16 protein-coding genes are annotated in these 25,887 nt (G+C 67.3%); 13 read left to right on the top strand and 3 right to left on the bottom strand.

The window, feature by feature from the left end:
* Positions 1–22: 22 nt before the first annotated feature.
* From ACP2WS_RS08390 to gorA, 3 genes are read left to right on the top strand one after another with little or no spacing between them, the layout of a single operon-like run.
* A complete protein-coding gene (locus ACP2WS_RS08390; protein ID WP_426460379.1) occupies positions 23–712 on the top strand; it encodes a heavy metal response regulator transcription factor in 690 nt (229 codons plus the stop codon).
* The gene (locus ACP2WS_RS08385) at positions 709–2,244 is read left to right on the top strand and encodes a heavy metal sensor histidine kinase (RefSeq protein WP_426460378.1); all 1,536 of its coding nucleotides are present in this window, start codon (positions 709–711) and stop codon (positions 2,242–2,244) included. The genes ACP2WS_RS08390 and ACP2WS_RS08385 overlap by 4 nt, the downstream gene beginning before the upstream one ends.
* Positions 2,234–3,619, top strand: a complete 1,386-nt coding sequence (gorA, locus tag ACP2WS_RS08380; RefSeq protein WP_426460377.1) for a glutathione-disulfide reductase — start codon at positions 2,234–2,236, stop codon at positions 3,617–3,619. Before ACP2WS_RS08385 ends, gorA begins: the two co-directional genes overlap by 11 nt.
* Before the next feature lie 79 nt (positions 3,620–3,698).
* On the opposite strand, the gene ACP2WS_RS08375 is transcribed toward gorA, so the two are convergent.
* Positions 3,699–8,270, bottom strand: coding sequence for a YhdP family phospholipid transporter (locus ACP2WS_RS08375; RefSeq protein WP_426460376.1), 4,572 nt, complete (start codon positions 8,268–8,270; stop codon positions 3,699–3,701).
* 46 nt (positions 8,271–8,316) lie between these two features.
* Between ACP2WS_RS08375 and glnE the strand changes: the two genes are divergently transcribed.
* From glnE to ACP2WS_RS08360, 3 genes are all read left to right on the top strand, one after another.
* Positions 8,317–11,250 (top strand): bifunctional [glutamate--ammonia ligase]-adenylyl-L-tyrosine phosphorylase/[glutamate--ammonia-ligase] adenylyltransferase, encoded by a 2,934-nt coding sequence (glnE, locus tag ACP2WS_RS08370; protein WP_426460375.1) that lies wholly within the window; start codon positions 8,317–8,319, stop codon positions 11,248–11,250.
* 690 nt (positions 11,251–11,940) lie between these two features.
* Positions 11,941–12,441, top strand: a complete 501-nt coding sequence (locus ACP2WS_RS08365; RefSeq protein WP_426460374.1) for a Pycsar system effector family protein — start codon at positions 11,941–11,943, stop codon at positions 12,439–12,441.
* Positions 12,442–12,451: 10 nt separating this feature from the next.
* Entirely contained in the window at positions 12,452–13,219 is a 768-nt protein-coding gene (locus tag ACP2WS_RS08360; RefSeq protein WP_426460373.1) for a hypothetical protein, read from the top strand.
* 234 nt (positions 13,220–13,453) lie between these two features.
* On the opposite strand, the gene ACP2WS_RS08355 is transcribed toward ACP2WS_RS08360, so the two are convergent.
* Positions 13,454–15,421 (bottom strand): MFS transporter, encoded by a 1,968-nt coding sequence (locus tag ACP2WS_RS08355; protein ID WP_426460415.1) that lies wholly within the window; start codon positions 15,419–15,421, stop codon positions 13,454–13,456.
* A gap of 396 nt (positions 15,422–15,817) precedes the next feature.
* Complete coding sequence (locus ACP2WS_RS08350; protein ID WP_426460372.1) at positions 15,818–17,212, bottom strand: DUF3422 family protein; 1,395 nt, start codon at positions 17,210–17,212, stop codon at positions 15,818–15,820.
* Positions 17,213–17,441: 229 nt separating this feature from the next.
* Between ACP2WS_RS08350 and ACP2WS_RS08345 the strand changes: the two genes are divergently transcribed.
* The 7 genes from ACP2WS_RS08345 to ACP2WS_RS08315 all read left to right on the top strand — a co-directional run bounded on the left by ACP2WS_RS08345 (position 17,442) and on the right by ACP2WS_RS08315 (position 25,687).
* Positions 17,442–18,257, top strand: coding sequence for a helix-turn-helix domain-containing protein (locus ACP2WS_RS08345; RefSeq protein ID WP_426460371.1), 816 nt, complete (start codon positions 17,442–17,444; stop codon positions 18,255–18,257).
* Position 18,258: 1 nt separating this feature from the next.
* Entirely contained in the window at positions 18,259–19,143 is an 885-nt protein-coding gene (gene pyrF / locus ACP2WS_RS08340; protein ID WP_426460370.1) for an orotidine-5'-phosphate decarboxylase, read from the top strand.
* A gap of 127 nt (positions 19,144–19,270) precedes the next feature.
* Positions 19,271–20,251 (top strand): WaaS/CpsH family glycosyltransferase, encoded by a 981-nt coding sequence (locus ACP2WS_RS08335; protein WP_426460369.1) that lies wholly within the window; start codon positions 19,271–19,273, stop codon positions 20,249–20,251.
* A 284-nt stretch (positions 20,252–20,535) separates the two neighbouring features.
* The gene (locus ACP2WS_RS08330; protein WP_374493219.1) at positions 20,536–20,769 is read left to right on the top strand and encodes a GlsB/YeaQ/YmgE family stress response membrane protein; all 234 of its coding nucleotides are present in this window, start codon (positions 20,536–20,538) and stop codon (positions 20,767–20,769) included.
* A gap of 164 nt (positions 20,770–20,933) precedes the next feature.
* Positions 20,934–21,608 (top strand): response regulator, encoded by a 675-nt coding sequence (locus ACP2WS_RS08325; RefSeq protein ID WP_374493221.1) that lies wholly within the window; start codon positions 20,934–20,936, stop codon positions 21,606–21,608.
* Positions 21,609–21,683: 75 nt separating this feature from the next.
* The gene (locus ACP2WS_RS08320; protein ID WP_374493362.1) at positions 21,684–23,270 is read left to right on the top strand and encodes a sensor histidine kinase; all 1,587 of its coding nucleotides are present in this window, start codon (positions 21,684–21,686) and stop codon (positions 23,268–23,270) included.
* Positions 23,271–23,809: 539 nt separating this feature from the next.
* On the top strand, positions 23,810–25,687 hold the full coding sequence (locus tag ACP2WS_RS08315) for a potassium transporter Kup (RefSeq protein ID WP_426460368.1): 1,878 nt from the start codon (positions 23,810–23,812) through the stop codon (positions 25,685–25,687).
* Positions 25,688–25,887: the final 200 nt, after the last annotated feature.

Raw genomic sequence — 25,887 nt, 5'->3', positions numbered from 1 at the left:
CCACGCGCGTTCCGCACCGCACATGAAGGTATTGCTGATCGAAGACGAAATCAAACTGGCCGCCTACATCCGCGACGGCCTGGCCAGCGAGGGCTGCGTGGTCGACGTGGCCCACAACGGCGTGGACGGCCTGCACCTGGCGCTGGAGGGCAGCCATGAGGTGATCGTGCTCGACCGCATGCTGCCCGGCATCGACGGCATGAGTCTGCTCGCGGCCCTGCGCTCGCGCCGGCGCACGCCGGTGCTCATGCTCACGGCCCACGGCCGCGTGGAGGACCGGGTGAGCGGCCTGCAGGCAGGGGCCGACGACTATCTGGTCAAGCCCTTTGCGCTCTCGGAGCTGGTCGCGCGGCTGCAGGCGCTGGTGCGCCGCTCCCAGGTAGGCACCCCTGCCGGGGCCGAGCCCATGCGGCTGCATCTGGCCGATCTGGAGGTCGATCTGGTGCGCCGCCGTGCCATGCGGGCCGGCCGGCGGCTGGAGCTGACGGCCAAGGAATTCGTGCTGCTGGTGCTGTTCATGCGCCGGGCGGGGCAGGTGCTCTCGCGCACCGAGCTGGCCCAGCAGGTGTGGGACATGCATTTCGACAGCGACACCAACGTGGTCGAGGTGGCCATCCGCCGCCTGCGCACCAAGCTGGATGTGCCCTTTCCCACGCCCTTGCTGCACACCGTGCGCGGCATGGGCTATGTGCTCGAAGAACGCAGCCCATGACCGCCGGCCCCGACACGCATCCCCCGGCCCCTGCCGCCCTGCCTGACGCTGCCCCATTCCCGGCTGCTGCGCCGGCGGCCTGGTCGCTGGAGCGCCGGCAGTGGCTGGGCATGGGGCTGCTCACGCTGGTGGGGCTGGTGCTGGTGTCGCTGGGGGTGTATGGGCTCACGGCCTCGCATCTGGCGCAGCGCCGGCAGGAATCGCTGCAGGCCATGTCCCGGCTGGTGGTGCACCTGCTCACCGAACGCGCCGCCAGCCATGACCCGCACACGCTGGGCATGCGGCTCGACGACCACTTCTCCGGGCATGCCGACCTGTCGCTGCGCATTCTGGGCCCCGACGGGACGGTGCGCTACCACACCCCCCATGAGATGGCTGCCACCGAGGCGGACACGCTCGCATTCCGCATCGCCCCGGAGGTGCCGGCCTTCGGTGGGCTGCAGGCCCGCCTGTCGCTCGACACCACGCCGGACCGGCAGCTGCTGCAGCACCTGGCCTGGACGCTGGCCGTGAGCTCGCTGCTGGGCGCGGGCCTGCTCGCCCTGGGCGGCCTGCTGCTGATCCGGCGCGGCATCCGGCCGGTGGCAGACCTCTCGCGCCAGATCCGCCAGCTCGGCACCTCGGATCTGGGCCTGCGGCTCGACGACTCGCTCCAGCCGCGCGAGCTGCGCCCGCTGGTGGCGGACTTCAACGCCCTGCTCGACCGCATCGAGCGCGCCCACACCCAGCTCGAAGGCTTCAACGCCGACGTGGCCCACGAGCTCAACACCCCGCTGGCCACCCTGCGCGCGAGCCACGAGGTGGCCCTGCGACGCTACCGCGACGACCCGGCTCTGCTCGACCTGTTCGGCTCGAACCTGGAGGAGCTGCAGCGCATGGCGGGCATGGTGCGCGACATGCTGTTTCTCGCCCAGGTCGACCACGGCGCCCTGGCCCGGCGCAGCCCGGTGCCGAGCCTGCGTGCGCTCATCGCCTCGGTGGTGGACTACCACGACGCCCTCCTCGACGAAGCCGGACTCACCGTGGAAGTCGAAGGCGACGGCAGCGGCGCGCTGGACGCTCCCCTGCTGCAGCGCGCGCTCTCCAACCTGCTGGGCAATGCCTGCCGCTACGCCGACCGGGGCTCGACCATCCGCATCGCAGTGGGGCACCCGGCGCCCGGCCACCTCTCGCTGGCGGTGGCCAACCGGGGGCCGGGCATCGACGCAGCCCGGCTCGCGCGCATTTTTGATCGCTTCTACCGGGCCGACGACCCGGCCCGCTCGCACGCGCGGCACCACCACGGACTCGGGCTGAGCATCGTGGCGGCGGTGGCGCGCATGCATGGCGGCACGGTGCACGCCACCAGTGCGCCACACGGCACCTGCATCACCATGGAGCTGATTCTGGAGCCTGCGGCCTGCACAGGGCCATGTGCAGGCGCCGATAATGCAGGCATCCGGCCCCCGCCGGCCCCTGCCTCCCCGATTCCGGAGCCCTCGGCCGCGCGCACCGGGAACCGATACGGGGAGAATGACCTGCATGAACCATGACTACGATCTGATCGTCATCGGCGCGGGCTCGGGCGGCATTGCCGCCGCGCGCCGCGCGAGCGCACTGGGTGCCCGCGTCCTGATTGCCGAAAGCGGCCGCGTGGGCGGCACCTGCGTGATGCGCGGCTGCGTACCGAAGAAACTGATGGTCTACGCCGCCGAATTTGCCGACGCCTTTGCCGCCGCACGCGGCTACGGCTGGCAGTTCGAGGGCACGCCGCGCTTCGACATGGCGCAGTGGACCGCCACCAAGTCCGGCGAGATCACGCGCCTCGAAGACATCTACCGCACCCTGCTCGACACCTCCGGCGTCACGCTGGAAGAGGGACACGCCCGCATCGTGGCCCCGCACACCGTGCAGGTGGGGGCGACCACGCACACGGCAGCCCGCATTCTGGTGGCCACGGGCAGCACCCCGCGCCGCGACACCCTGCCCGGCATCGACCAGGCGCTCACCTCCGACGACATGCTCGCCCTGCACGAGGTGCCGGAGAGCCTGCTCATCGTGGGCGGCGGCTACATCGCCATGGAATTCGCCAGCATCATGACGCGGCTTGGCTCCCGCGTGCAGGTGGCCTGCCGCGACGCGCTGCCGCTGCGCGGCTTCGACCACGATCTGCGCACCCGCGTGGCCACTGCCCTGCAGGCGCACGGCGTGACGCTGCACACGGGCCAGCCGCTCGAACGCCTCGACCCCGGCACCGACGCCAGCGGCGGCTGCACCCTGCTGCGCGGCGACGGCTCCCGCATCACCGCAGCCGCCGTGCTCAACGCCACCGGGCGCCGCCCGCAGGTGCAGGACCTGGGGCTGGAGCAGGTGGGCATTCCCCTCAGCCCCCATGGCGCCATTGCCGTCGATGCCTGGAGCCGCACGGCCTGCGACCACGTCTGGGCCATCGGCGACGTGACGCACCGTGTCAACCTCACGCCAGTGGCCATTGCCGAGGGCCGTGCCTTTGCCGACACCGAGTTCGGCGCCCAGCCCCGGCACGTGGACCATGCGCTCGTGGCCATGGCGGTGTTCACCCAGCCGGCCGTGGGCACGGTGGGCCTCACCGAGGAAGCGGCCGCCGCACGCGGCCCGGTTGACGTGTACGAAACCGACTTCCGCCCGATGAAGGAAGCCTTCATCCACGGATCGGGGCGCGCCTACATGAAGCTGCTGGTCGATCCACCCAGCGGCCGGGTGCTCGGAGCCCATATGGTGGGCACGGGCGCAGCGGACATCATCCAGCTCGTGGCCGTGGCCCTGTCCTGCGGGGCAACCAAGGCCGACTTCGACCGCACCATTGCGGTCCACCCCACCATCGCCGAGGAATTCGTGCTCATGCGCGAACCCACCCGCACGGTCGGCGGCAGCCCCGACGCGGGCTGACCTTCGGTCCCCACGGGCCGGGGGCGCCCTACGGTCCCGTTCTGGCCCGGGCCGCCCTGTGTCCCTGTGTCCCTGTGTATTACGTGCCTGACGCTGCAGGCGCCGGCACCGAAGCCGCTGCACGGGCAGAGGCCGGGGCAGCCGTCCCGGACACAGGAGCGACCATGCCCGTCGCCGCCGCAGAGGCCGCAGCGGCGGAGGCTGCAGCCGATGCCGGCAGTGCCGCCCCGGCGGCCAGATTCCGGCTCCGCACCGCTGCATCGGTCTGCGGATGGGTGACGGGCTGCCAGTTCCACAGCCGGTCCACGGGCTGCGGATGCGCGTGGCCCGAGAGAATGCGCAGCGCCACGGCGTGCGCCTCGTCCCCGGCCAGATGCTGCACCTGCGGCGACTGCCAGGGCCCCGTCACGCGCATGACTTGCGTGGTGGCCGAGCGGATCTGCTCGCTGAGCACCAGCTGCGCCACATAGCTGCCCAGCCCCACCACCGGATTGAGCGCCGTGGCCACCAGCGCGGCCCCGCCCAGGTCGATGCGCGGCCGCGCCATGAGATCGACGTGCATGGTCTGCGTCGGGAGCTGGAAGTCGCCCACCGCCTGCACATCCGCCAGCGGCCCGGTGACCTCCAGGTCGTCGCTGTGCACCTCGCCTCCCCGGGCCTGCAGGGTGCCGTCCACCCGGTCGAAGGCCAGGCCCTTGCTCCCCATCTGCCCCAGCCGGGCGAGCGCGTTCACGCTCAGCAGCCCGATGAAGCGGGCCGCACCCGGGTCGACCCGCGTGATGCTGCCGTGCCGCACGTCGAGCCGCATGGTGCCGCCCACCGTGTTCCAGTCCACCGCAATGGGCGAGCCGCGCCAGCGCACGGTGCCCGCCACCACCCCCGCCCCGCCCGACACCAGATCGGGCAGGCCGAAGTGTGCGAGCAGTGCGCCCAGATCATCGGTCTCGACGCGCACGCGCAGCGCCACGCGCTTGCGCTGGGCTTCCTCTCCGTCCTGCGCCGTGCGGGCAGCAGCCGCCCGTGCACCGCCCGGCGTACCCCACAGGCCGCTGCCCTGCAGACGGCCGTGCGGCGTGGTGGCCACCAGATCGTGGATGCGCCATGCCGCCGTGACGGGCACATTGCCCTCGTCGGTCAGCGTGGCCCCGGCTTCCTGCGCCTTGGCACGGTTGCTGGCCAGCAGGGTGACGCGGTCGAAGCGGTAGCCGAGCACGTCCACATGGGCCGCGTCGATGTCGAGTGCGGGCAGGCGCTCGGGGTCGCGGGTGTCCTGCACGATGCGGCGCACGTCCTGCACCGTCGCCGGCTCGATGACCAGCCGGTCGAGCCGCGCCTTGAGGCTGCCCGCGTTGTCGCCCGTGGGCTGCAGGTATTCGAGGTAGCCGCTGAGCTGGCGGGCATCGAGCGTGATGCGCCAGAGCTGGCCTTCGCGTGTGCCGCCAGCCACCAGGTTGTCGATGCGCCGGTCGGCCAGCATGAGGGCGCGCGCCTCGATGCCGACGATGGTCGGCAGGTAGTCCGCCGCAGAGCCGCCCTGCCCGTCTGCCGAGCCGGATGCCGTGGCCCCGGCCGGGGAAGCAGCAGAGGCGGAGGCAGCAGAGGAGGTGCCGTCGCGTGTCCCTGCGGCTGCGTCCGCCGGCTTGTCCGCCGCCTTGCCGGCCTGCGTGTCCGTATTCGTATCCGTGCGTGCGCCCATGCGGGCGGCAATGGTGTCGATGGTGCGCTGCCACTGGCTCACGTCGATGGTGTCCACCTTGAGCAGCGCCTGCACGCCCGAAGCGGGCATGGGGGGCGGGTCCTGCACCGCCTCGCGGCCCACCGCAATGGTGCCGCGCAGCACCCGGGGCGTGCCGTGCGCGATGTCGCGCAAGTAGTGCACCGCCGCCACGTCGCCCAGCCGAATGGCCAGACGGTCCTGCCGCGGGGTGGACGACGTGCCCCCCGCATGGGCCAGCACATTCTCGACATGCAGCGGCAGCCGCGCGCCGGCCGCCTTGGCCAGCGGCACCGGCAGGTCGAGCGCCATGCCCTGCAGGTCGCTGTCGATGACCAGCTCCGGCATGCCCTGTGCAAAGTGCAGCGTGGCCCGGTAGCGGCTGGTGCCGCGCATGTGGGGCGCCAGCGCCGACACCAGCGCGATGCTGCGATCCTGGTGCAGCCCCTCGGCCGTCAGCTGCCCCTCGGCCGTGAACCGCACCTCGTGCGAGGCGCCGGGCGCAAAGGTCGAGGCCATGCCGCCCTCGATGCGGGACTCGCCCCCGAGCATGCGGGCCCGCACCTCGCGCAGCAGAAAGCCCGTCTCGGTGAAGGCCACCGTGCCATGGCTGGCCGCCAGCAGCGGCGACCCCGGCGTGATGCGCACATCGTTGCCCTGCAGCGCCACCTCGCCACGCACTACCGCGTGCCGCATGGCGTGGATCGGCAGCCCCAGCGCCAGCTGCACCCGGGTCTGGCCGGTGGCGGTGGCATGGTCAAGTGCATGGTGAGACATGCCCCCGAGTGGCGAGGTCGTCGCCAGATGCAGCGCCTGCGCGAGCGGCCCCTCCATGGTGGCCGACACCCCTACCGTCAGCCCGTGCGACAGATCCGGGATGACGGCGGCCAGATTGCGCACCCGCATGTCGGGCGCCGTGCTGAACCGCCCCGTGGCATCGACCACACGCAGCTGCAGCCGGTCGATGACGAGCCGCCCGTCCAGATGCGTGAGCGCCGGCCACGGCAGATCGCCCGCATGCTGCAGGCTCGGCGGCACGAACTGGTAGTGCGCATCGTGCAGCGGCACCTCGAAGCGGAAGATGCCCGCCCCCGGCGGCTGGTGGGCAAACGGCACCTGTGCCAGATCGCCCTTGACCCGCACTGTGGCATGGCGGATGTCGCCATCGCGCACGGCGTCGCGCACATACGTGCGGGCCACCTCGCCCAGCGACAGCGGCAGGTAGCGGTGCACCCGGTCCGCCCGGGCACGGTCCAGCGTGGCGGAGAGATCGATGAAGCCCGGAAAGCGCGCCGCCGGTGCCTCGCCCGGTGCCAGCGGCCGGGTGTGCCAGCCGATCGCGAGCGCGCCACTGGCATCGGCATTGGCAAAGCGCACGCTCGGCATCCGTGCCTCGATCGCGCCCCCTGGCTTCACCGTCCAGCGCACCTCGGCTTGAAAGCGGTCAAAGGGCACCCGGGGTTCCTCGAACACCCCCGGCAGCACCACGGCCCCGTCATGCAGCGCGATATGCATGCGTCCGCCCGCCTGCCCGGCGTAGAAGTCCACCGCCGCACCCTCCACCCCCGGCACTCCCGGGTCCTGGCGGCCATGCTGGCGGTTGTAGGGCCCGGCCTGGGCCGACCACTGCAGCTGCGTGGCCTTGCCGCGCGCATACCAAGTTGTGGGCTGGTTGAGGTTGCCGCTCCAGCCCATCTCCAGCGCCTGCATGGTGCCACCGGGCCGGTAGCGGTACAGGGCGCGCAGCAGCGCATCGCCCAGCGGCAGCCGTCCGGCCAGCTCGCCGATGATGCCCAGATCCCAGTTCGCCCCCTGCAGCCGCCCCGAGCTGTCGGTGCTGCCAGTACCGTTGGTCACCTCCAGCTGCACATTGCCCCCCGGCCAGCGGCGGTTGCTGTAGGTGGTGAAATCGAGCTGCTGCGTGGCAAAGCGCACCGTGCGGGTGTGGGCATCGGGCTCGTCGTACTGCACGCTCGCCATGCTGTCGAGCTGCCGCAGCGCCAGAGGCGGCAACCGGCGTCCCAGCACCACGTCCACCTCGTCGAGGTGCAGCTGCACCGTCAGCGTGCTGTTGCGCAGGTGGCGAAAATCTCCCCACAGCCGCACGCTCCCGCGTCCCTTGCGCAGGTCGAAGCCTGCCCCCAGGTCCACATAGCGCCGCAGCTGCGACACATCGAGCTGCGGCATGTCGGCATAGGCCGCACCGTCCCAGTTGCGCCACAGCGTGCGGTCACGAAAAAGCGGGTGGTCCCACTCGCTCAGAAGCCGGATCGGCTGCCCCCAGCCCTGCGGCGGCGTGGCACTGAGCGTCAGGGCATGGTGGGTGAAGCGGCCATTGCGCAGCGTGGCCTGCACGGCCGTGAGTTCGAGCGGCGGCACCTGCCTGCGCGCATCGGTCCAGCGCACGCTGCCATCGCGGATCGAGAGCTCCGGCTGCGACAGCAGCCACCCCAGAATGGGCCCCGAATCGCCGCGCCGCCCCTCTTCGAGCCGGTTGCCCGCCATCTCGATGCTGCCGTCGGCATTGCGCCGCGCCTCCAGCCGGGGTGCGATCACCGTGAGCCGCTCGAAGCCGCGCCGCAGCGCCGCCGGCAGCGACACCACCGCCTCCACGCTGCGAATCTGCAGGCCCGGATGCCCGTGCCCATCGGCCAGCGCCACGTCGTGCATCTCGATCTGCGGCTCCCAGCCGTAGCGCGTCACCTCCAGCCGGCCGATGGTCACGGCACGGCCCATGGTGCGGCTCGCGAGCTGGGCCAGCGCGGGCCGGAAATCGTCAATCCGGGGCAAAATGATTCCGTACAGCACCACCGCCGCCAGCCCCACGAGCATCACGCCCACGGCGAGCAGCAGGCACAGTCCGCGCGCCACGCGCCGCACCAGCGGACACCACCGGCAGGGCGGCGTGCGGGGGTGGGACGTTTTTTCTTCCTGCATGGACGACGAGGCTATGGCACACACGACAGATGGAGAGCACGCCGCGATGACACACACGCACGGCAACCCGGCCTCATTATCACCTTCCGCTTCCGCCCTCACCGAGCGGCAACGCCCTGTTACCGCAGGCGGAGCATCGGCAGCCGCAGCCACACCCGCCCCTGCAGCGCCCCCGGCCCCGCTCGTGGCGCACGAGGCCCTGCACTCGCGCTTCGTGCAGCGCATCCACCGCCGCTACGGCGACGCACTGGCCCTGCTCCCGCCCGGCGTGCCCGACCGCGACACCCTGCGCGCCACTTATGCCGCCCTGCGCGCACGCGGCCTCGACGCCGGCGCCGCCCTGCGCGTGCTGCGCCAGCTCGTCATGGAGCGCCTGGCCGTGCTCGACTGCGACGGCGGCGCCCCCGTGCAGGACATCACCCTCGCCGTCTCCCGGCTCGCCGAAGTCACCCTCGACCTCGCCTGCATCGACGCCTTCGCCCAGCTCGACGCCCGCCACGGCGCCCCCCTCAAGCCCGACGGCGAGCGCTGCAACTTCTGGATCGTCGGCATGGGCAAGCTCGGCGCGCGCGAGCTCAACGTCTCCAGCGACATCGACCTCATCTACCTCTACGAATGCGACGGCGACACCGGCGGCCGCCCCCAGCCCGACGGCACCTCCAGCGGCGCCGGCGCCACCACGTTCCAGGAATACTTCAGCCGCGCCGCGCGCCTGCTCCATACCCTCATCGGCGACGTCACCGAGCACGGCTTCGTCTTCCGCGTCGACCTGGCCCTGCGCCCCAACGGCAACTCCGGCCCCATCGTCTGCTCGCTCGACGCGCTGGAGGAATACTTCGTCGTGCAGGGCCGCGAATGGGAACGCTTTGCCTGGATGAAAAGCCGCGTCGTCGCCCCGCGCGCGAGCATCGTCAACGGCTCGGCCCGCCGCCTGCGCGACATCGTGCTGCCCTTCGTCTTCCGGCGCTACCTCGACTACGGCGTCTTCGAGAGCCTGCGCGTGCTGCACCGCCAGATCCGCGACCACGCCAACCGCCGCAGCGCAGGCCGCCCCGAGCGCGCCAACGACGTCAAGCTCGGCCGTGGCGGCATCCGCGAAATCGAATTCACCGTCCAGCTCCTGCAGGTCGTGCGCGGCGGCACCTTCCCCGAGCTGCGCACCCGCAACACCCTGGGCGCACTCCAGCGCGTGGCCGCCGCCGGCCTCATGGCCCCCGACATCGCCCGCCAGCTCACCGAGGCCTACATCTTCCTGCGCCGCGTCGAGCACCGCATCCAGTACCTGGACGACGCCCAGACCCACGTCCTGCCCACCGCAGAAGCCGACCTCGCCTGGATCGCCCGCACCATGGGCAGCCCCGACCTGCCCGCCTTCCTGGCCGAACTCGCCCACCACCGCGCCATCGTCGAGCGCGAATTCGACATCCTCCTGGGCGGCGCCGCACAGCCCGCCACCGACCCCGCCACGCACGGCAGCCCCCCCGCCGACATCGCCCAGTCCTGCGACGACATCGGCGCCCTCATCGAGCTGCTCGCCGGCGACCCGCCCGAACTCGCCCGCCGCATCGGCCTGTGGCGCGACCACCCCCGCGTGCAGGCCCTGCGCCCCGACACCCGCGCCCGCCTCATGCGCCTGATGCAGCGCAGCGTCGAATGGCTCCACACCGACGGCCCGCACCAGGGCGTCACCGCCGAAGGCCTGCTGCGCTTCATCGACTGGATCGAAACCCTCCTGCGCCGCGAAAGCTACCTCGCCCTGCTGCTCGAACGCCCCGTCGTGCACGAGCGCCTCCTGCGCCTCCTGGGCGTGGCACGGTGGCCGGCACGCTACCTCATCCAGCACCCCGGCGTCATCGACGAACTCACCAGCGAAACCCTGCTCGGCGGACGCTTCGACGACGCCGCCTTCCGGCAGGACCTCTGCCAGCGCCTGGCCTCCCTGCAATCTACCGGCGAAGACAACGAGGAAGAACTCCTCGACCTGCTGCGCCGCGCCATGCACGCCGAAACCTTCCGCACCCTCGCCCGCGACCTCGACAACCGCCTCACCGTCGAACAGGTTGCCGACGACCTCAGCAGCCTCGCCGACGCCGTGCTCGACATCGCCACCCGCTGGTGCTGGCGGCGCTACCTCCCCCGCGCCCGCCACCTCGGCTGGGAAGGCACAGACGACGAAGACATCTCCCGGCGCTTCGCCGTCATCGCCTACGGCAAGCTCGGCGGCCTCGAACTCGGCTACGGCAGCGACCTCGACGTCGTCTTCGTCTACCAGGACCCCAGCGAACGCGCCGGCGAAATCTACGCCGGCCTCGTGCGCAAGCTCATCACCAGCCTCACCGTCAAGACCGGCGAAGGCGACCTCTACGAAATCGACACCGCCCTGCGCCCCAACGGCAACTCCGGCCTGCTCTGCACCACCCTGGCCGCCTACGACGACTACCAGCTCCAGCGCGGCAGCAACACCGCCTGGGTGTGGGAGCACCAGGCCATGACCCGCGCCCGCTGCGCCTTCGGCAGCGAAGCCCTGCGCGCCCACTTCGAGCGCATCCGCTGCGCCGTGCTCACCGCCCCGCGCGACCCCGCCGCCCTGGCGCAAGAAATCACCGCCATGCGCGAGCGCATGCGCCGCGCCCACCCCGTGCGCCCCGGCCGCTTCGACCTCAAGCACAGCCCCGGCGGCATGATCGACATCGAATTCGCCACCCAGTACCTCGTGCTCCTGCACAGCCGCCACTACCCCGCCATGACCGAGAACCGGGGCAACATCCGCCTGCTCGAACGCGCCGACGACCTCGGCATCCTTCCCCCCGGCATCGGCCACGCCGCAGCCGCCGCCTACCGCGAACTCCGCCGCCTCCAGCACCGCGCCCGCCTCAACGAGGAAACCCCCGACCTCCCCGCCGACACCCCACCCTCCGAAGCCCAGGCGGGGATGGCGCTGTGGGGGGTGGTGTTTGGGGCAGGTCCCACAAGCGCATAGACTCAGCCTGCTGAATAGGTCAGGCCGTTGTACTTGCACATTGTTTGAGTACCTGAACGGGGGCAGGTGTTTCAGCGCCCGCAGGGAGACCTGCTGGTTGCAAGTAACAATTTACCGTTCCCAGCTTTTCGGCAGACTTGAAGCGCGTCTGGCCGATGCCCTTGGTCTGTGTATGACGCGGCCGGTGGGACCGGTCTTCGGTCGTCTCCCGCGACTTCCATTTGCGCACCGTTCCCTTGGTGATGTGTTAACGCTCGGCCAATTCGCTCAACGACGAAGCCAATGCCTTTGTGTCAGCACGCGTGCGCGGCATGGTCTTGGCTTGCGGATGGCTCCGACTCATGCAACGGTCTCTGTCGAATCAATTCGATCACTCTTCGCAGCACATCTCGCACCTTGAAAGCAAGCCTGCTGCGATCAGGATATGCATCACATGGGATGCAACATTTAACCACTTCAGCACATGCAATAGTCCGTGCCATCTTCTGCAATAAAATAGTTTGCGTGGATCACATTTGGCAGAAGACACACCAAAAGTGGTTGGTGATTCATAAATTTTACAACCACTCAGAAAGGACATTATTGAAAAATAATAATCACGCTCTTATTCATAAAAAATTTAACCAACCATTTTCCATCAACGCTGAAATACAGTTTTCTTAATGCAAGATAAAACTACAGGAGCAGCAATTGAATACTTCGATTGAATATTTGAAAATTATTATTGGAGATACTCAGGAGACGATACGGGCTTACGACACAAAAGCTGAGGTCCTAGGGATAATATTAACACTAAGTACTGCCATTACTAATTTTGGGGCGATCGCATCGATTAATCAACCTGTATCTTGCTGGCTAAAATGCTCTTGGATTTTTGCATTGCTTGCAACTTTGGCTTGCGCGCTTGTTTTACTGCCTAGAAAAAATCCATTCAAAGGAATGATGCTAAATGGATATATTCCGAGCGGGGTGTTTTATTTGGAAAAAATACTGCAAACTCCAAAATCCCATACCGAGTTGAAGAAAAAAATAGCAGAAACACAATGGGAAGACGAACTACTTTACGAGGCGATGAAGCTTTCAATAATAAGAGAATCCAAGTGTAGATGGGTGGATGTGGCTCTTTATCTCACTACAGCAACCATATCTTTTATATTGATTCATATAGTGTTTCAATTTTTTATAAAATGAGGCCAATAAATTGAGTTTATCGGAAAATCAAAAGTATATTGTATTGAAATCCATACAGGATAATCTTGAAAAATCAGAGAAAGCCTGGGAAATGCATGGAGATTATCTTACGCAAAAGAGCATAACTTTAGAGTGCATTGCCGCAGATCAATCTCAGCCATCGAAAATTCCAGGGTATAGCAATGTGAACGAGGTTCCTAAGGCAGATCAATTTATTGCCTTGGTGGTAGACATGAGAAAATCTTCTAGTCGTCTTAAGACAAAATGCAAGGAATCTCTTTTGGAAGATGGATTGCAACGACTCTATTACGAAACATCAGCATTGCTTCCGGCAATTGCTGAGACAGTCGCATTCGAAAATGGTGCTGTTACAGAATACCTAGGCGATGGAGCATTGGCCCTTTTTAGAGTGGATAAGAATTCCGCTTTTGATACGATAAGGGCGGCTAGCCGAGCTGCTAGAAATTGCATTGTCGACACAAGGAATTTAATTAACTCAGAGATTGATAGAAGATATAATCTTCCCCCCCTTCAATTGGGGGTTGGCTTGTCCATAGGAAACGCTCTTGTTACTCTTGTTGGCTCCACAGAAAATAGACAGCCAAAAGTTTTCGGAGAGTGTGTATGGGAGGCAACAAAATTAAGCTCCGGAGTTAATGAAATTTATGTTTCCAAAAAACTTCGTGAGCGTTGGCCATCAAGCCCAGGGGGAAGAATTTCTTTTGGTGAAATTAAAAAATTAAGGGGAATTGATGGCAGCTGCTTGCGCTTTAAATAAAAATAACCGTTAAGGCGCGTTATAAGCCCAACAAACTATTGATTTCAATGAGAAATTCCAAGAATCTCACTTTTACAAAGCATGCGAAGTGGTTGCTGCAAAAGAAAATCTCAGCATTAACAACACACTCTAGTTAATCAATCAAGCACAACCCCGCCGTAAAAACGGCACAGTACGTTTACACAAAATTCGTATTTCTATTTAACGAGAATTCGCAAGAAATCATCGAACTATTCATTCTCCCTCCCCCATCAACCCCGCCACCCGCGCACGCAGCGTGGCGGGTGTAACGGTGTCGGGGGGCATGGGGGTGCCGATGGTGAGGGTGACGCGGGTCCATGGGCCTCGGCGGAAGGGGCGGACCATGGCGCGGCCGCCTTCGATGCGGCTGAAGAAGGAGCCCCACAGGTTGGACAGGGCCATGGGCACCACGGGGCAGGGGTGCTGGGCGAGGATCTTCATGATGCCGCCCTTGAATTCGCCGAGCTGGCCGTCGGGGGTGAGGCGGCCTTCGGGGAAGATGCCGAGCAGGTCGCCCTCGGCCAGGACCTGGGCGGCGCGCTGCATGGCGGCGTGGTAGATGGCTTCGTCCTCGCGCGGGCTGCAGATGGGAATGGCGCGCGCCATGCGGAAGATGAAGCCCAGCACTGGCGTGCGGAAGATGCGGTGGTCCATGAGGAAGTGGATGGGCCGGGGGCTGGCGCTCATGAGCAGCACGGCGTCGGCAAAGCTCACATGGTTGCAGGCCACGATGGCGGGCCCTTCGGACGGAATGTGCGCGCTGCCCCGAATGCGGAAGCGGTACACGCAGAAGGTGAGAAACCACGCCACAAAGCGCAGCCAGTATTCCGGCACCAGCACGAACACGTAGAGCGTCACGGCCACATTGAGCAGCGCGAGCAGCAGCACGACGTGGGCAAAGTTCCAGCCGGCGTGCAGCAGGGCCCCCACGAGCAGGGCGCTGGCGATCATAAACAGGGCGCCGAGGATGTTGTTGGTGGCGATGATGCGGGCGCGGTGCGTGGCGGGGCTGCGCAGCTGCACCAGCGCATACATGGGCACGCTGTAGACGCCCGCAGACAGGGCCAGCACGAGCAGATCGGCCAGAATGCGCAGGTGGCCGGGCTGGGCCACGAAGCTGCGCACGGTGAGCGATGCGGCAGGCGCCGGAGCACCGAGCACAGGCTGCAGGGCCAGATACAGGTCGAGCATAGCCAGCGTCATGCCCAGCGCACCGAGCGGTACGAGGCCGATTTCGACATGGCCGCGCGAGAGCTTCTCGCACAGGAGCGATCCGGCCCCGATGCCGACCGAGAAGGTCATGAGCAGCAGCGATGCCACCTGCTCGTTGCCGTGCAGCACCTCGCGCGCGAGCGCCGGAAACTGGGCCAGGAACACGGCGCCCACAAACCACATCCAGCTGATGCCGAGCAGCGAGCGGAACACGGCCGGATGCGCGCGTGCCACGGCCAGATTGCGCCAGGTCTCGCTCAGTGGGTTGGGGTTGATGCGCAGGTCGGGCTGGGCCGACGGCGCGGGCGGCACGGCACGGGCGGCCAGCCACCCGGCCACGGCCAGCGTCAAGCAGACGCCCGCCACCAGGCTCGGCCCCACGCCGGGCACGGCCACCAGCAGTCCCCCTGCCATGTTGCCGAGCAGGATGGCGACAAAGGTGCCGGTCTCCACCAGCCCGTTGCCCCCCGTGAGCTCGCGCTCCTGCAGTACCTGGGGCAGCAGCGCGTACTTGACCGGCCCGAACAGGGTCGAGTGCACGCCCATGAGGCACACGCAGGCCAGCAGCACCGGCACGTTGGCGGTGACGAAGCCCACCGCCGCCAGCCCCATGATGCCGACCTCCAGCGTCTTGACGGCGCGGATCATGCGGTCCTTGGCGTAGCGGTCGGTGAGCTGGCCACTGGTGGCCGAAAACAGCAGAAACGGCAGGATGAACAGCGCCCCGATCACCAGCCCGGCCGTGGCGGGCGGCAGCCATGCCAGCTGCAGCTCGTAGGTGACGAGCACCGTGAGGGCGAACTTGAAGAGATTGTCATTGGCCGCCCCCAGGAACTGCGTGAGAAAGAAGGGCGCAAAGCGCCGCTCGCGCAGCAGGGCAAACTGGCTCGCATGCCCCGCCGCCGCAGGGGCAGCGCCCCGGCCGTCAGGCGCGGGCAGCCCGGCAGCGGCATCTGGGCCTGCGCCCATGTCGCTGCACGCGGCCGCAGCCAGGGAAGAAGCGGAAGATGAGGAAGAAGACGGCAGAGAGGACATGGGCGGCATGGAACAGGAAGGGAGACGGGACGATGCAGGCTCCGACGCGGACGCCTGCTCCGGTCGCACGGACGGCTGCAAACCTGGGGCAGCACCCACGCCCGACGGTGCGGAAGGTGCATTCATGCTGCCGCCCCTGAGAGCTGCGGCAGCGCCCGAAACATCACGGAACGATACTGCGCCCCGCCCGGGAGCACTGGGCGATACCAGACACGCGCCTCCCGCCCGCTCCCCCTGCAGTCCCTGCGGCCCCCGCCACACCGGACAGGCCCCAAGAGCGGCAGAAACGACCGCAGCGACAGGAGACAGAGCAAGGGCCGAGGCGGCGGCTCAATGCTCGCCGAGCGCATGGTGCAGCCGGTCATGGATGCGGCGGGTGATCCACCACACCCCGAACAGAATGAGCGGAATGGACAGCCCCGCCACCAGCTCGGGAGCCACGGGCAGCCAGCCCAGATCCTTGGCTGCCTTGCCGGCATAGAGCACCAGGCTCACCATGTAGTACGAGATGGCCGCAATGGACAGCCCTTCCACCGTGGACTGCAGGCTGAGCTGCAGGGTCTGGCCCTTGGTGAGCTGTTCGAGCAGCTCGCGGTTCTGCTGCTCGGCGGCAATGTCGATGCGGGTGCGCAGCAGCGCGCTGGCCCGTCCGATGCGCTCGGCCAGGGTGGCGAGCCGCCGCTCCGAGGCAGCCACGGTGGCCATGGCAGGCGAGGTGCGGCGCTGGATGAAGTCGCGCATGGTCTGGGTGCCGGTGATGGGCTTCTCGCGCAACTCGTCCATGCGGGCATGCACCAGCGCAAAGTACGCCCGGCTGGCCGAATAGCGCCAGTCATGCTCGGCCGTGGCACGTTCCACGGCGCCGGCCAGAGCGGTCAGGCGGTCCATGAGCACCTGCTCCGAGATCTGCCGCCCTTCTTCCATCAGCCCCGTGATCTGCACCAGCTCCTGCTCGGACTGGGCCAGAAAGGACGCCAGCTTCTTGGCCGTGGGCAGACTGCGCAGGGCCATGAGGCGGTAGGTTTCGAGCTCCAGCAGACGCTGGGCAATGCGGCCGGCGCGCTCGTCGCTGGTGTCCGAGGGAGCGAGCACCAGCAGGCGCTCGAAGCCGTCGGCCCCGATGCGGAAATCGCTCAGCCCCCAGGAGTGCCCGTTGCCCATCTGCGAGCCAAAGAGACGCACCTTGCGGCCGTCGTCGCCGTGCATGCGGGCAAACCAGCGGCGCGCCTCGGTCATGCGGGCAGCCTTGTGCTCGGGCACCAGCTCGTCGTGCCACATCCAGAGGTCGATGGCGGCGAAGGTGGCTCCGGGAATGCCCGCGATCCAGTCCGGTGGCAGCGGAGCAGCATCGGCCGGAGCGGGGGCGGGGATGCAGTCCTCCTCCGACGCCTCGGGCAGGGGCACCAGCACCGCATAGCGGGTGAACTCGGTGTGGCGCTCCCACTGCAGCGTCACAGTGCGGGCGGGATCGGCGGGGTCGGCCACGGTGAAACGCGCAAAGCTGGTGTCCAGGTCGCGCAGCGTCAGGCCGGCATGGCCGGGCAGCGCCTGCAGGTGGGCCAGCTCCTGCGCCTTGTCCACCCCCCGGTTGAGCACGGCAATGTAGAGCACGCGCGCAGGCATCTCGATGAGAGCCGTGGGACGGGTGTGCACCTCGTTGTGCACGACATGCCGCAGGGCATCGTCGGCCGGCAGGCGGGGAGCATAGAGGGAGGCGGAAGACATGGCAGACAGCTCGCAGGAACGCGCACGATGCGCGAAGAAGAAAGGGGGATGAGGGCCATTCCATTCTAGGGGCTGGTCATGGCACCGGCGTGGCACCAGGCCGGCATCCACGTGGCATCCACGCGATGCGCGCAGGCCTGTGCACGGCACGAACATGCCACAATGCCCGCGCAGGCCGCTCTGCCCGCCTGTGGCCGTCCCACACACACTCCCGCCCTTCTCTGCCGCCATGTCCAGCACCGCCGACCTGATTGCCGCCCTCAAGGCCGAACTCCGGCAGGCCGGTGTGACCTATGCGGGTCTGGCCCGCCAGCTCGGGCTGGCCGAATCGAGCGTCAAGCGCATGTTCGCCCGCGCCGACATGCCCCTGACCCGCATCGACGCCATCTGCCGCGTGCTGCACCTCGACTTTGCCGACCTGGCCCGCCGCGTGGTCGAGCACCAGCCCGAACTCATCGAACTCACCGCCGAACAGGAGCACGCCGTGGTGGCCGACGAGCGCCTCCTGCTCGTGGCCATCTGCGCCCTGAGCCACTGGACCTTCGAGCAGATGGTGGCGCACTACCGCCTTGGCGAGGCCGAATGCACGGCGCTGCTGGTGCAGCTCGACCACCTCGGCATCCTGGAGCTGCGCCCGCTCAACCGCTACCGCCTGCGCATCGCCAAGGGCTTCCGCTGGCGGCCGAACGGGCCGGTGATGACCTACTTCCGCGAGCACGCGCTGCTCGAATACTTCGGCGGCCCGTTCGCGGGCGAGGACGAATGCCTGCTGTTCGTGCACGGCAGCATCACCCGCGCCGACGCCCCGCTGTTCGTGGAACGCATGCAGAAGCTCGCGGCCGACTTCAGCCAGCAGCATCTGGCCGACCAGAAGGTGGCCGCCCGCGACCGCGAGGGCTACACCCTGCTGCTGACCATGCGCGCCTGGGAATTCAGCGCCTTTGCCCGTCTGCAGCGCCCCCGGCGCCCGCCGCCTCCCGATCACCGGGCCGCCCCCAAAAAAGCCCCTCAAAACCCTCCCGCGCAGCCCCCTGACTGGCTCTAGAATGGCGCGCATGACCCCGACCTTCCTCGAGATGCTTGGCGCGGCAGAACAGCGCAACCAGTCCTCGCTGTGCGTGGGACTCGATCCCGACCCGAAGCGTTTTCCCGCCGCACTGCGCGGCAATGTGCGACGCATCTTCGACTTCTGCGCCGCCATCGTGGACGCCACCGCCGACCTGGCGCTGGCCTACAAGCCGCAGATCGCCTACTTTGCCGCCCACCGTGCCGAGGCCCAGCTCGAACAGCTCGTGGCCCACATCCGCGCAGTGGCCCCACACATGCCCGTCATCCTCGACAGCAAGCGCGGCGACATCGGCAGCACGGCCGAGCAGTACGCCATTGAGGCGTTCGAGCGCTACGGCTGCGACGCCGTGACGCTCTCGCCCTTCATGGGCTTCGATTCGGTCGAGCCCTACCTGCGCCGCCATGGTAAGGGCGCCTTTCTGCTGTGCCGCACCTCCAACCCCGGCGGAGACGACCTGCAGTTCCAGCGTCTCGCCTCGGTGGAAGGCCAGCCCCGCGTGTTCGAGCACATTGCCAGCCTCGCCCAGGGCCCGTGGAACCGCAACGGCCAGCTGGGTCTGGTCACCGGCGCCACCTACCCCGGCGAAATTGCCCGCGTGCGCGAGCTTGCCCCCGATCTGCCGCTCCTCATCCCCGGCGTGGGCGCGCAGGGCGGAGACGCCCATGCCACCATCGCGGCCGGCTGGCGCGGCAGCCTGGCCGCCGACGGCAGCGCCCGCAGCACGGCCTTCGCCATCGTCAACTCGTCCCGGGCCATTCTGTACGCCTCCGAAGGCGAGGACTATGCTGCCGCCGCCCGCGCCGAGGCCCTGCGCACGCGCACCCTGCTGCAGCAGGCCCAGCGCCAGGCCTGCGCAGGCTGACTTCACGTCCCTCAAGGCGGTGGACGGGCAAGGCACGCGCCTGTCGCCACCGCAGGGTGGCAGATTGCACTGCGCTGCGCTCCGAAAACCACAGCACCATGCGCCACCGGGGACGCAGAAACTCACCATGATCTACGTCATTGCCGACTTCAGCTCAGACCTGACCCGCTTCATTTTTGAAGGGCTGCACCGCACCGATGTGCGTCTGGTGCAGTACAGCTCCAAGACAAAGGGACTGGCGCAGAAAATCCGGCGCTGGCTGGAATCCTTCTTCCCGGTGGTTCCGCTGAACCTGTATGGCTCGGCCGATCTCATGCAACTGGCCAAGGACATCACGCCGCAGGACGTGGTGATTCTTTTTTCCGTCATGAATGCCAAGGATCTGCGCCTGCTCCACAAGTACGTGGGACGCGGCCGGATTTTTTCATTCCTGTGGAATCCGGTCGTGGAATTCAGGGGCAAGAAGTTCAGGATCGCACAGCGGTTGCGCGCCATACGGAAGGTCTCGGACCACGTCACCACCTTCGATGCCCAGGATGCGCAGACGTACGGATTCACGCTGCTGCCCCAGCCATTTCGCCATGTCGCCCTGCCCGCCACGGCGTCTGCCGCGATGGACTACGATTTCTGCTTCATCGGCATGGACAAGGGGCGCCTGCCTTTTCTGATGCGCTTCAAGACACTGGCAGAACAGAACGGCTACCGGTGCTTCTTTCGCATCGTGCCGGACAGGGGGGCCGTGTATTCCGCCGAGGAACGCACCTTCCTCAGCCACGCATCGCTCACCTATGCCGAAAATCTGGAGTACGTCGCCCGCTCGCGCTGCCTGCTGGAAATCGTGCAGCACAACCAGTTCGGCAGCACCATGCGCGGCGTGGAAGCGCTGTTCTTCCACAGGAAAATCATCACCACCAGCCCTCTGGCCCGCCAGGAGCCCGGCTTCGATGCGCGGCGCGTGCTGGTGCTCGATGGCACAGACCCTGCCGGGGCACACATCGACATGGCCCGGATAGCCTCCTTCATGGACACGCCTCTGGGCTCGCCCGACGATCAGGCCCTGCAGGCCCACGAGATCAACCACTGGCTCCAGCACTTCCAGAGCCCCTGAACCGGGTGGCCCGCTCCCGGGTGGCTGGGCCAATTGCCCCCTCCAGCCCGCTCCCCCAGACGCCGAGATCCATGGCGCACCCTGAAAAATCACCACAAGATGACCGCCGATCCATTCCGATAACGACAGAACACCTGCCCACCTACGGATCGTAGTGACCGAAACAGACATTTACGCCATGTTCCATAAGGCGCAGCCATGCCCGCACTAGACTGGTTGCACCGGACTCGGAAGGCGCATTCCACCCGGAATGCCCCAAAGTGCGGAGATGGGAGTCATGGATCATGGGAATCCTTTATCTTCTTCTCGTGGGTCTCGTGGCAGGCTGGCTGGCAGGCACGCTGATGCGGGGTGGCGGTTTTGGCATGGCCGGAGACATGGCTGTGGGGGTGCTCGGTGCCCTCATCGGCGGCTTCATCTTCGGCGGCTCGGGCGGTGGGCTGCTGGGCCGCATCCTGGTGGCCACGCTCGGCGCCGTGATCCTCATCGTGGTGCTGCGCCTCATCAAGCGAGCGTGAAGCGGGGCGGAACAGCCCCTGCCGTTTCCTGCATGTCCCGCGTGCGCCGGCCCCTGTGGCCGGTCCGCATCAGGGGCCTTGTCCTCGGGCGTTGAAAGACCGTTTTACAATTCGATAAAACGCCCAGAGACAAGGCGCCGCACGCCACGAGAGCAGGAGATGACATGCGAATTCTGATCGCCGAAGATGACCAGGTGCTGGCTGATGGCCTGATGCGCAGCCTGCGCAGCGCCGGTGCGGCCGTGGACCATGTCAGCACGGGCAGCGAGGCCGAGGCGGCGCTGCTCACGAGCCAGGAATTCGACCTCCTGATCCTCGACCTCGGTCTGCCCAAGATGCACGGGCTGGAGGTGCTGCGCAACCTCCGCTCCCGCGGCTCGCACATGCCCGTGCTCATCCTGACCGCCGCCGACAGCGTGGAAGAGCGCGTCAAGGGGCTCGACTACGGTGCCGACGACTACATGGCCAAGCCCTTCAGCCTGCAGGAGCTCGAAGCCCGGGTGCGTGCGCTGGTGCGGCGTGGCATGGGTGGAGCATCGTCCATCATCCGCCACGGCCCGCTCGTCTACGACCAGACCGGCCGCGTGGCCACCATCGACGGCAAGATGATCGATCTCTCGGCGCGTGAACTGGGCCTGCTGGAAGTGCTGCTGCAGCGCAGCGGGCGACTGGTCAGCAAGGACCAGCTCGTCGAGCGCCTGTGCGAGTGGGGCGAGGAGGTGAGCAACAACGCCATTGAGGTGTACATCCACCGCCTGCGCAAGAAGATCGAGAAGGGGCCCATCCGCATCGCCACGGTGCGCGGACTGGGCTACTGTCTCGAAAAGATCGCCCCCTGACCGGAGCGGCCCCGCGTGCGCTGGAGACTGTTCCGCCGCGAGCAACGCTCGCTGTTCGGCGAGATTCTCGACTGGATGCTCACGCCGCTGCTGCTCCTGTGGCCGATCAGCCTGGGCCTGACGTGGCTGGTGGCGCAGAACATCGCCAACAAGCCCTTCGACCGCGCCCTCATCAACAGCGCCCAGGCCCTTACCCAGCTCGTGGGCATGGATGCCCAGGGCCACCCCTCGTTCTCGCTCCCGCCCCAGGCGAGCGACCTGCTGCGCGCCGACGGCACCGACCAGGTGTTCTTCCAGATCCGGGGCCCGCGCGGGGAGCTCATGGGCGGCGAGAGCGGCTTTCCGCCGCCCGACTCCGACCTGCCCGAGCCCCCCATCGGCCAGGTGCAGCTGCGCGACGGCGTGATGCACACCGGGCAGGGGCAGTCGCTCGATGTGCGCATCGTGGAGCTGCGCGTGCTGGCCGGCGAGACGGCCCTCGCCCCCTATGCCTCCCGGGGCGAGATCGCCGACCACACCATCACCATCCAGGTGGCCGAAACGCGCGAGAAGCGCTCGCTGCTGGCCACCGAGATCATCAAGGGCGTGATGCTGCCGCAGTTCATCATCCTGCCCATCACGCTGGTGCTGATCTGGCTCGCGCTGTCGCGCGGCATACGGCCCCTCGGGGAGCTGCAGGAGCGCATCCGCGCCCGCTCGCCGGACGACCTGAGCCCGCTCGATGCGCGTTCGGTGCCCATCGAGGTGTCGCCGCTCGTGGGCTCGGTCAACGAGCTCATCGACCGCCAGAAGCAGCTGGCCGCCAACCAGAAGCGCTTTCTGGCCGATGCGGCCCACCAGCTCAAGACGCCGCTGGCAGGTCTGCGCATGCAGGCCGACCTGGCGCTGCGCACCGGCACCAGCGCAGAGGAGCTCAAGCACACGCTCGAACAGATCGGCCGCTCCAGCATGCGCGCCACGCACTCGGTCAACCAGCTGCTGGCCATGTCGCGCGCCGAGAACGGCACGCTCGAACGCCTGCCCTGCAACATGCCCAGGCTGATCCGCGAGGTGGTGCAGGACTGCCTGCCGCGCGCCCTCGACAAGCACATCGACCTCGGCTACGAGGGCATCGGCCCCGGCGACGAAGGCGCCTGGGTCGAAGGCAACCCCGTGCTGCTGCAGGAACTGGTGCGCAATCTGGTGGACAACGCCATCAACTACACCCCTGCCGACGACGAAAGCCTGCCCGGCATGGTCACGGCGCGCGTGCTCTCCGACCCCTACGGCCGGGTGCTGATGGTGCAGGTGGAAGACAATGGCCCCGGCATCGCCCCGAGCGAGCGCGAGGAGGTGTTCAAGCCCTTCTACCGCACGCTGGGCAACGGGGCGGACGGGTCCGGGCTGGGCCTGCCCATCGTGCGCGAGATCGCCCGCCGCCACGGTGCCACCATCACGCTGGAAGACGCCCAGCCCCGCGCCACCCGCCGTGGCGCCCTGTTCTCGGTGCGCTTCGAATCCATCGACCCGCCGGGACGTGCGCCGTCCCCGGCTGCTCCTGCACCTTTGCCCACCGCCCCCCTGGCGGAAAGGCCTGACGCCACGCCGACACCAGCTCCCACGACGCCAGCCGTGGGAAGCGCAGCGGACGATCCTCCCGTCCCGCCCGCCCCTGCCGCGTAAAGCCCACGCCACGGGACGAGGCCGCCGCCGGCCATCGCCCGACATGGCATCCTCCACCGCATCTGCCGCGCAGCACCCCCACCATGCCAGGCCGTGCCGTGTCTTCCGGCATGCATGCCGGGCCGGGCTCCGAAAAATCCGGGAGGCATCCCGTGCCCCTCCCCCCAGCTCCCGCAGCGACCGCGCTGCATACTTCCGCTTGCAGGAACTGCGCACGCAGCGCCGCCCTCCAGTGCAAAAGCATGCTGCAGGGCAGCATTTCTGTCGATCGCACGCCACACACCGCGCAGCAGCCCCCTGCCTGGGGCACAGAAAATCCATTCAGCATCCTGTTGCCATTTGCATGCGAAACGGCACAATGCACACATCTTGTTTCAAGGACGCGATCTATCACCGCCTTGTCCATTCCCGGCCTGCCGGAAATGGGTGCAGGTTACCTGCTGCCCCTGTGCGGCAGGAGAGGAGCGGGCCACCCGCCGCTGCCGCCGTGCCTGCACGGTGCGCGCAGACCGGCCCCTCCGACGGTGCGTGGCACATGCATGCAACACCATGACAACGCAAAGACGGCCATGGGCGCCGCCATCCTGGGCGCCATCGGCGTGGTCTACGGCGACATCGGCACCAGTGTGCTGTATGCCGTCCAGACGGTATTCGACGTGGGGCAGATCAGCCCCACTCCGGCCAATGTGTACGGGATACTGTCGCTCTTCTTCTGGACGCTCACCCTCATCGTCTCGCTCAAGTACGTGACGCTGGTGCTGCGTGCCGACAACCACGGCGAAGGCGGCCTCGTGGCCCTGCTGGCCCTAGCCACCCAGGCGGTGCATGACCGCCCGCGCACGCGCAACCTGCTGCTGCTGCTGGGCATCTTCGGAGCCTGCCTGTTCTACGGCGACGGGGTCATCACCCCGGCCATCTCGGTGCTCTCGGCGGTCGAGGGGCTGGAGGTGGTCTCGCACGCCTTCAAGCCCTGGGTGATTCCGCTCACGCTGGTGATCCTGCTGGGGCTGTTTCTGGTGCAGAAGCACGGCACGGCCGGCATCGGGCGACTGTTTGGGCCCGTGATGGTGCTGTGGTTCATCGTGATCGCGGTCATGGGCGCAGTGCAGATCGCCGGACATCCCGACATCCTGCGTGCCATCAACCCCCTGTTTGCCCTGCGCTTCATTGCCCGCCAGCCGCTCGTCACCTTCGTGACGCTCGGTGCCGTGGTGCTGTGCGTCACCGGCGGCGAGGCCCTGTATGCCGACATGGGCCACTTCGGCCGCCGCCCGATCCAGATCGCATGGTATGCGCTGGTGATGCCCGCACTCACGATCAACTACTTCGGGCAGGGCGCGCTGCTGCTCGCCCATCCGGCCGCCATGAAGAACCCCTTCTTCCTCATGGCTCCGGCCTGGCTCACGCTGCCGCTGGTGGGGCTGGCCACCGCCGCCACGGTCATTGCCTCGCAGGCGCTGATCTCGGGGGCCTACAGCGCCACCAAGCAGATCATCCAGCTCGGCTTTCTGCCGCGCCTGCAGGTGCTGCACACCAACGCCCAGGAAACCGGCCAGATCTACCTGCCCTTCGTGAACTGGGCGCTGTTCGTGGCCATCGTGCTGGCGGTGGTGCTGTTCCGCTCCTCGGCCAACCTCGCGGGTGCCTACGGCATCGCGGTGACGACCAACATGATCATCACCACCTTCATGACCTACTTCGTGGTGCGTCATGTGTGGCACTACCCGCTGCCGGTGGCGCTGGGGGCCACGTCCTTTTTCATACTGATCGACTTCGCCTTCTGGTCGTCGAACCTGCTCAAGCTCATCGAAGGCGGCTGGTTTCCGCTGCTCATCGCCGGGGCGCTGTTCATCCTGATGCTGACCTGGAAGCAGGGGCGCACGCTGCTCACGAGCAAGCTGCGGCGCGACAGCCTGGGGCTGTCGGAGTTCCTGGACGCGCTCTTTCTGGAGCCGCCGGTACGCGTCAACGGCACGGCGGTGTTCCTGAGCGCCAACCCGGGCACCGTGCCCAACGCGCTCCTGCACAACCTCAAGCACAACATGGTGCTGCACCGCTACAACCTGTTCGTGAACGTGCGCAACCACGAGGTGCCGTGGATCGCCCCCGAAGACCGCCTGACCGTCACCCCCCTGGGGCACGACTGCTGGCAGGTCTGCCTCAACTACGGCTTCATGGACGAACCCAACCTGCCGCTGGCCATCCAGCCTCTGCAGGAGCAGGGCTGCCCGCTCGATCCCATGAAGACGAGCTACTTCATCTCGCGCGACAACGTGGTGCCCACGCTGGGCGAGGGCATGGCGCCCTGGCGCGAAAAGCTCTTTGCCCAGATGCACCACAACGCCAGCTCGGTGGCCGACTTCCTGCGCCTGCCCAGCAACGGCGTGGTGGAACTCGGCTCCAAGGTCGAAATCTGAGCCTGCGGCTCCCGCTGTGCCCGCACCACGGGGGAGCGGGCACGCGCGGGGGAAACGCGGGGTGGGAGTGCCGTTCACAATTCGGTACACTTGATCACACGCCGGTCCCCGGCCTGCGCCTGCAAGACGTGTGCCCACGGGACCCCGAGCCTTTTCCCCTTTCATGGACGTGCGCCATGGCCCGTGGACCGTCCTGCACG

Origin of the sequence: Brachymonas moutaii (nom. illeg.) (genome assembly GCF_049977365.1) — a bacterium.
Taxonomy (GTDB): Bacteria; Pseudomonadota; Gammaproteobacteria; order Burkholderiales; family Burkholderiaceae_C; genus Brachymonas.
The sequence above is the reverse complement of the archived record's forward strand: the minus strand, read 5'-3'. Positions and strand labels throughout refer to the sequence as shown.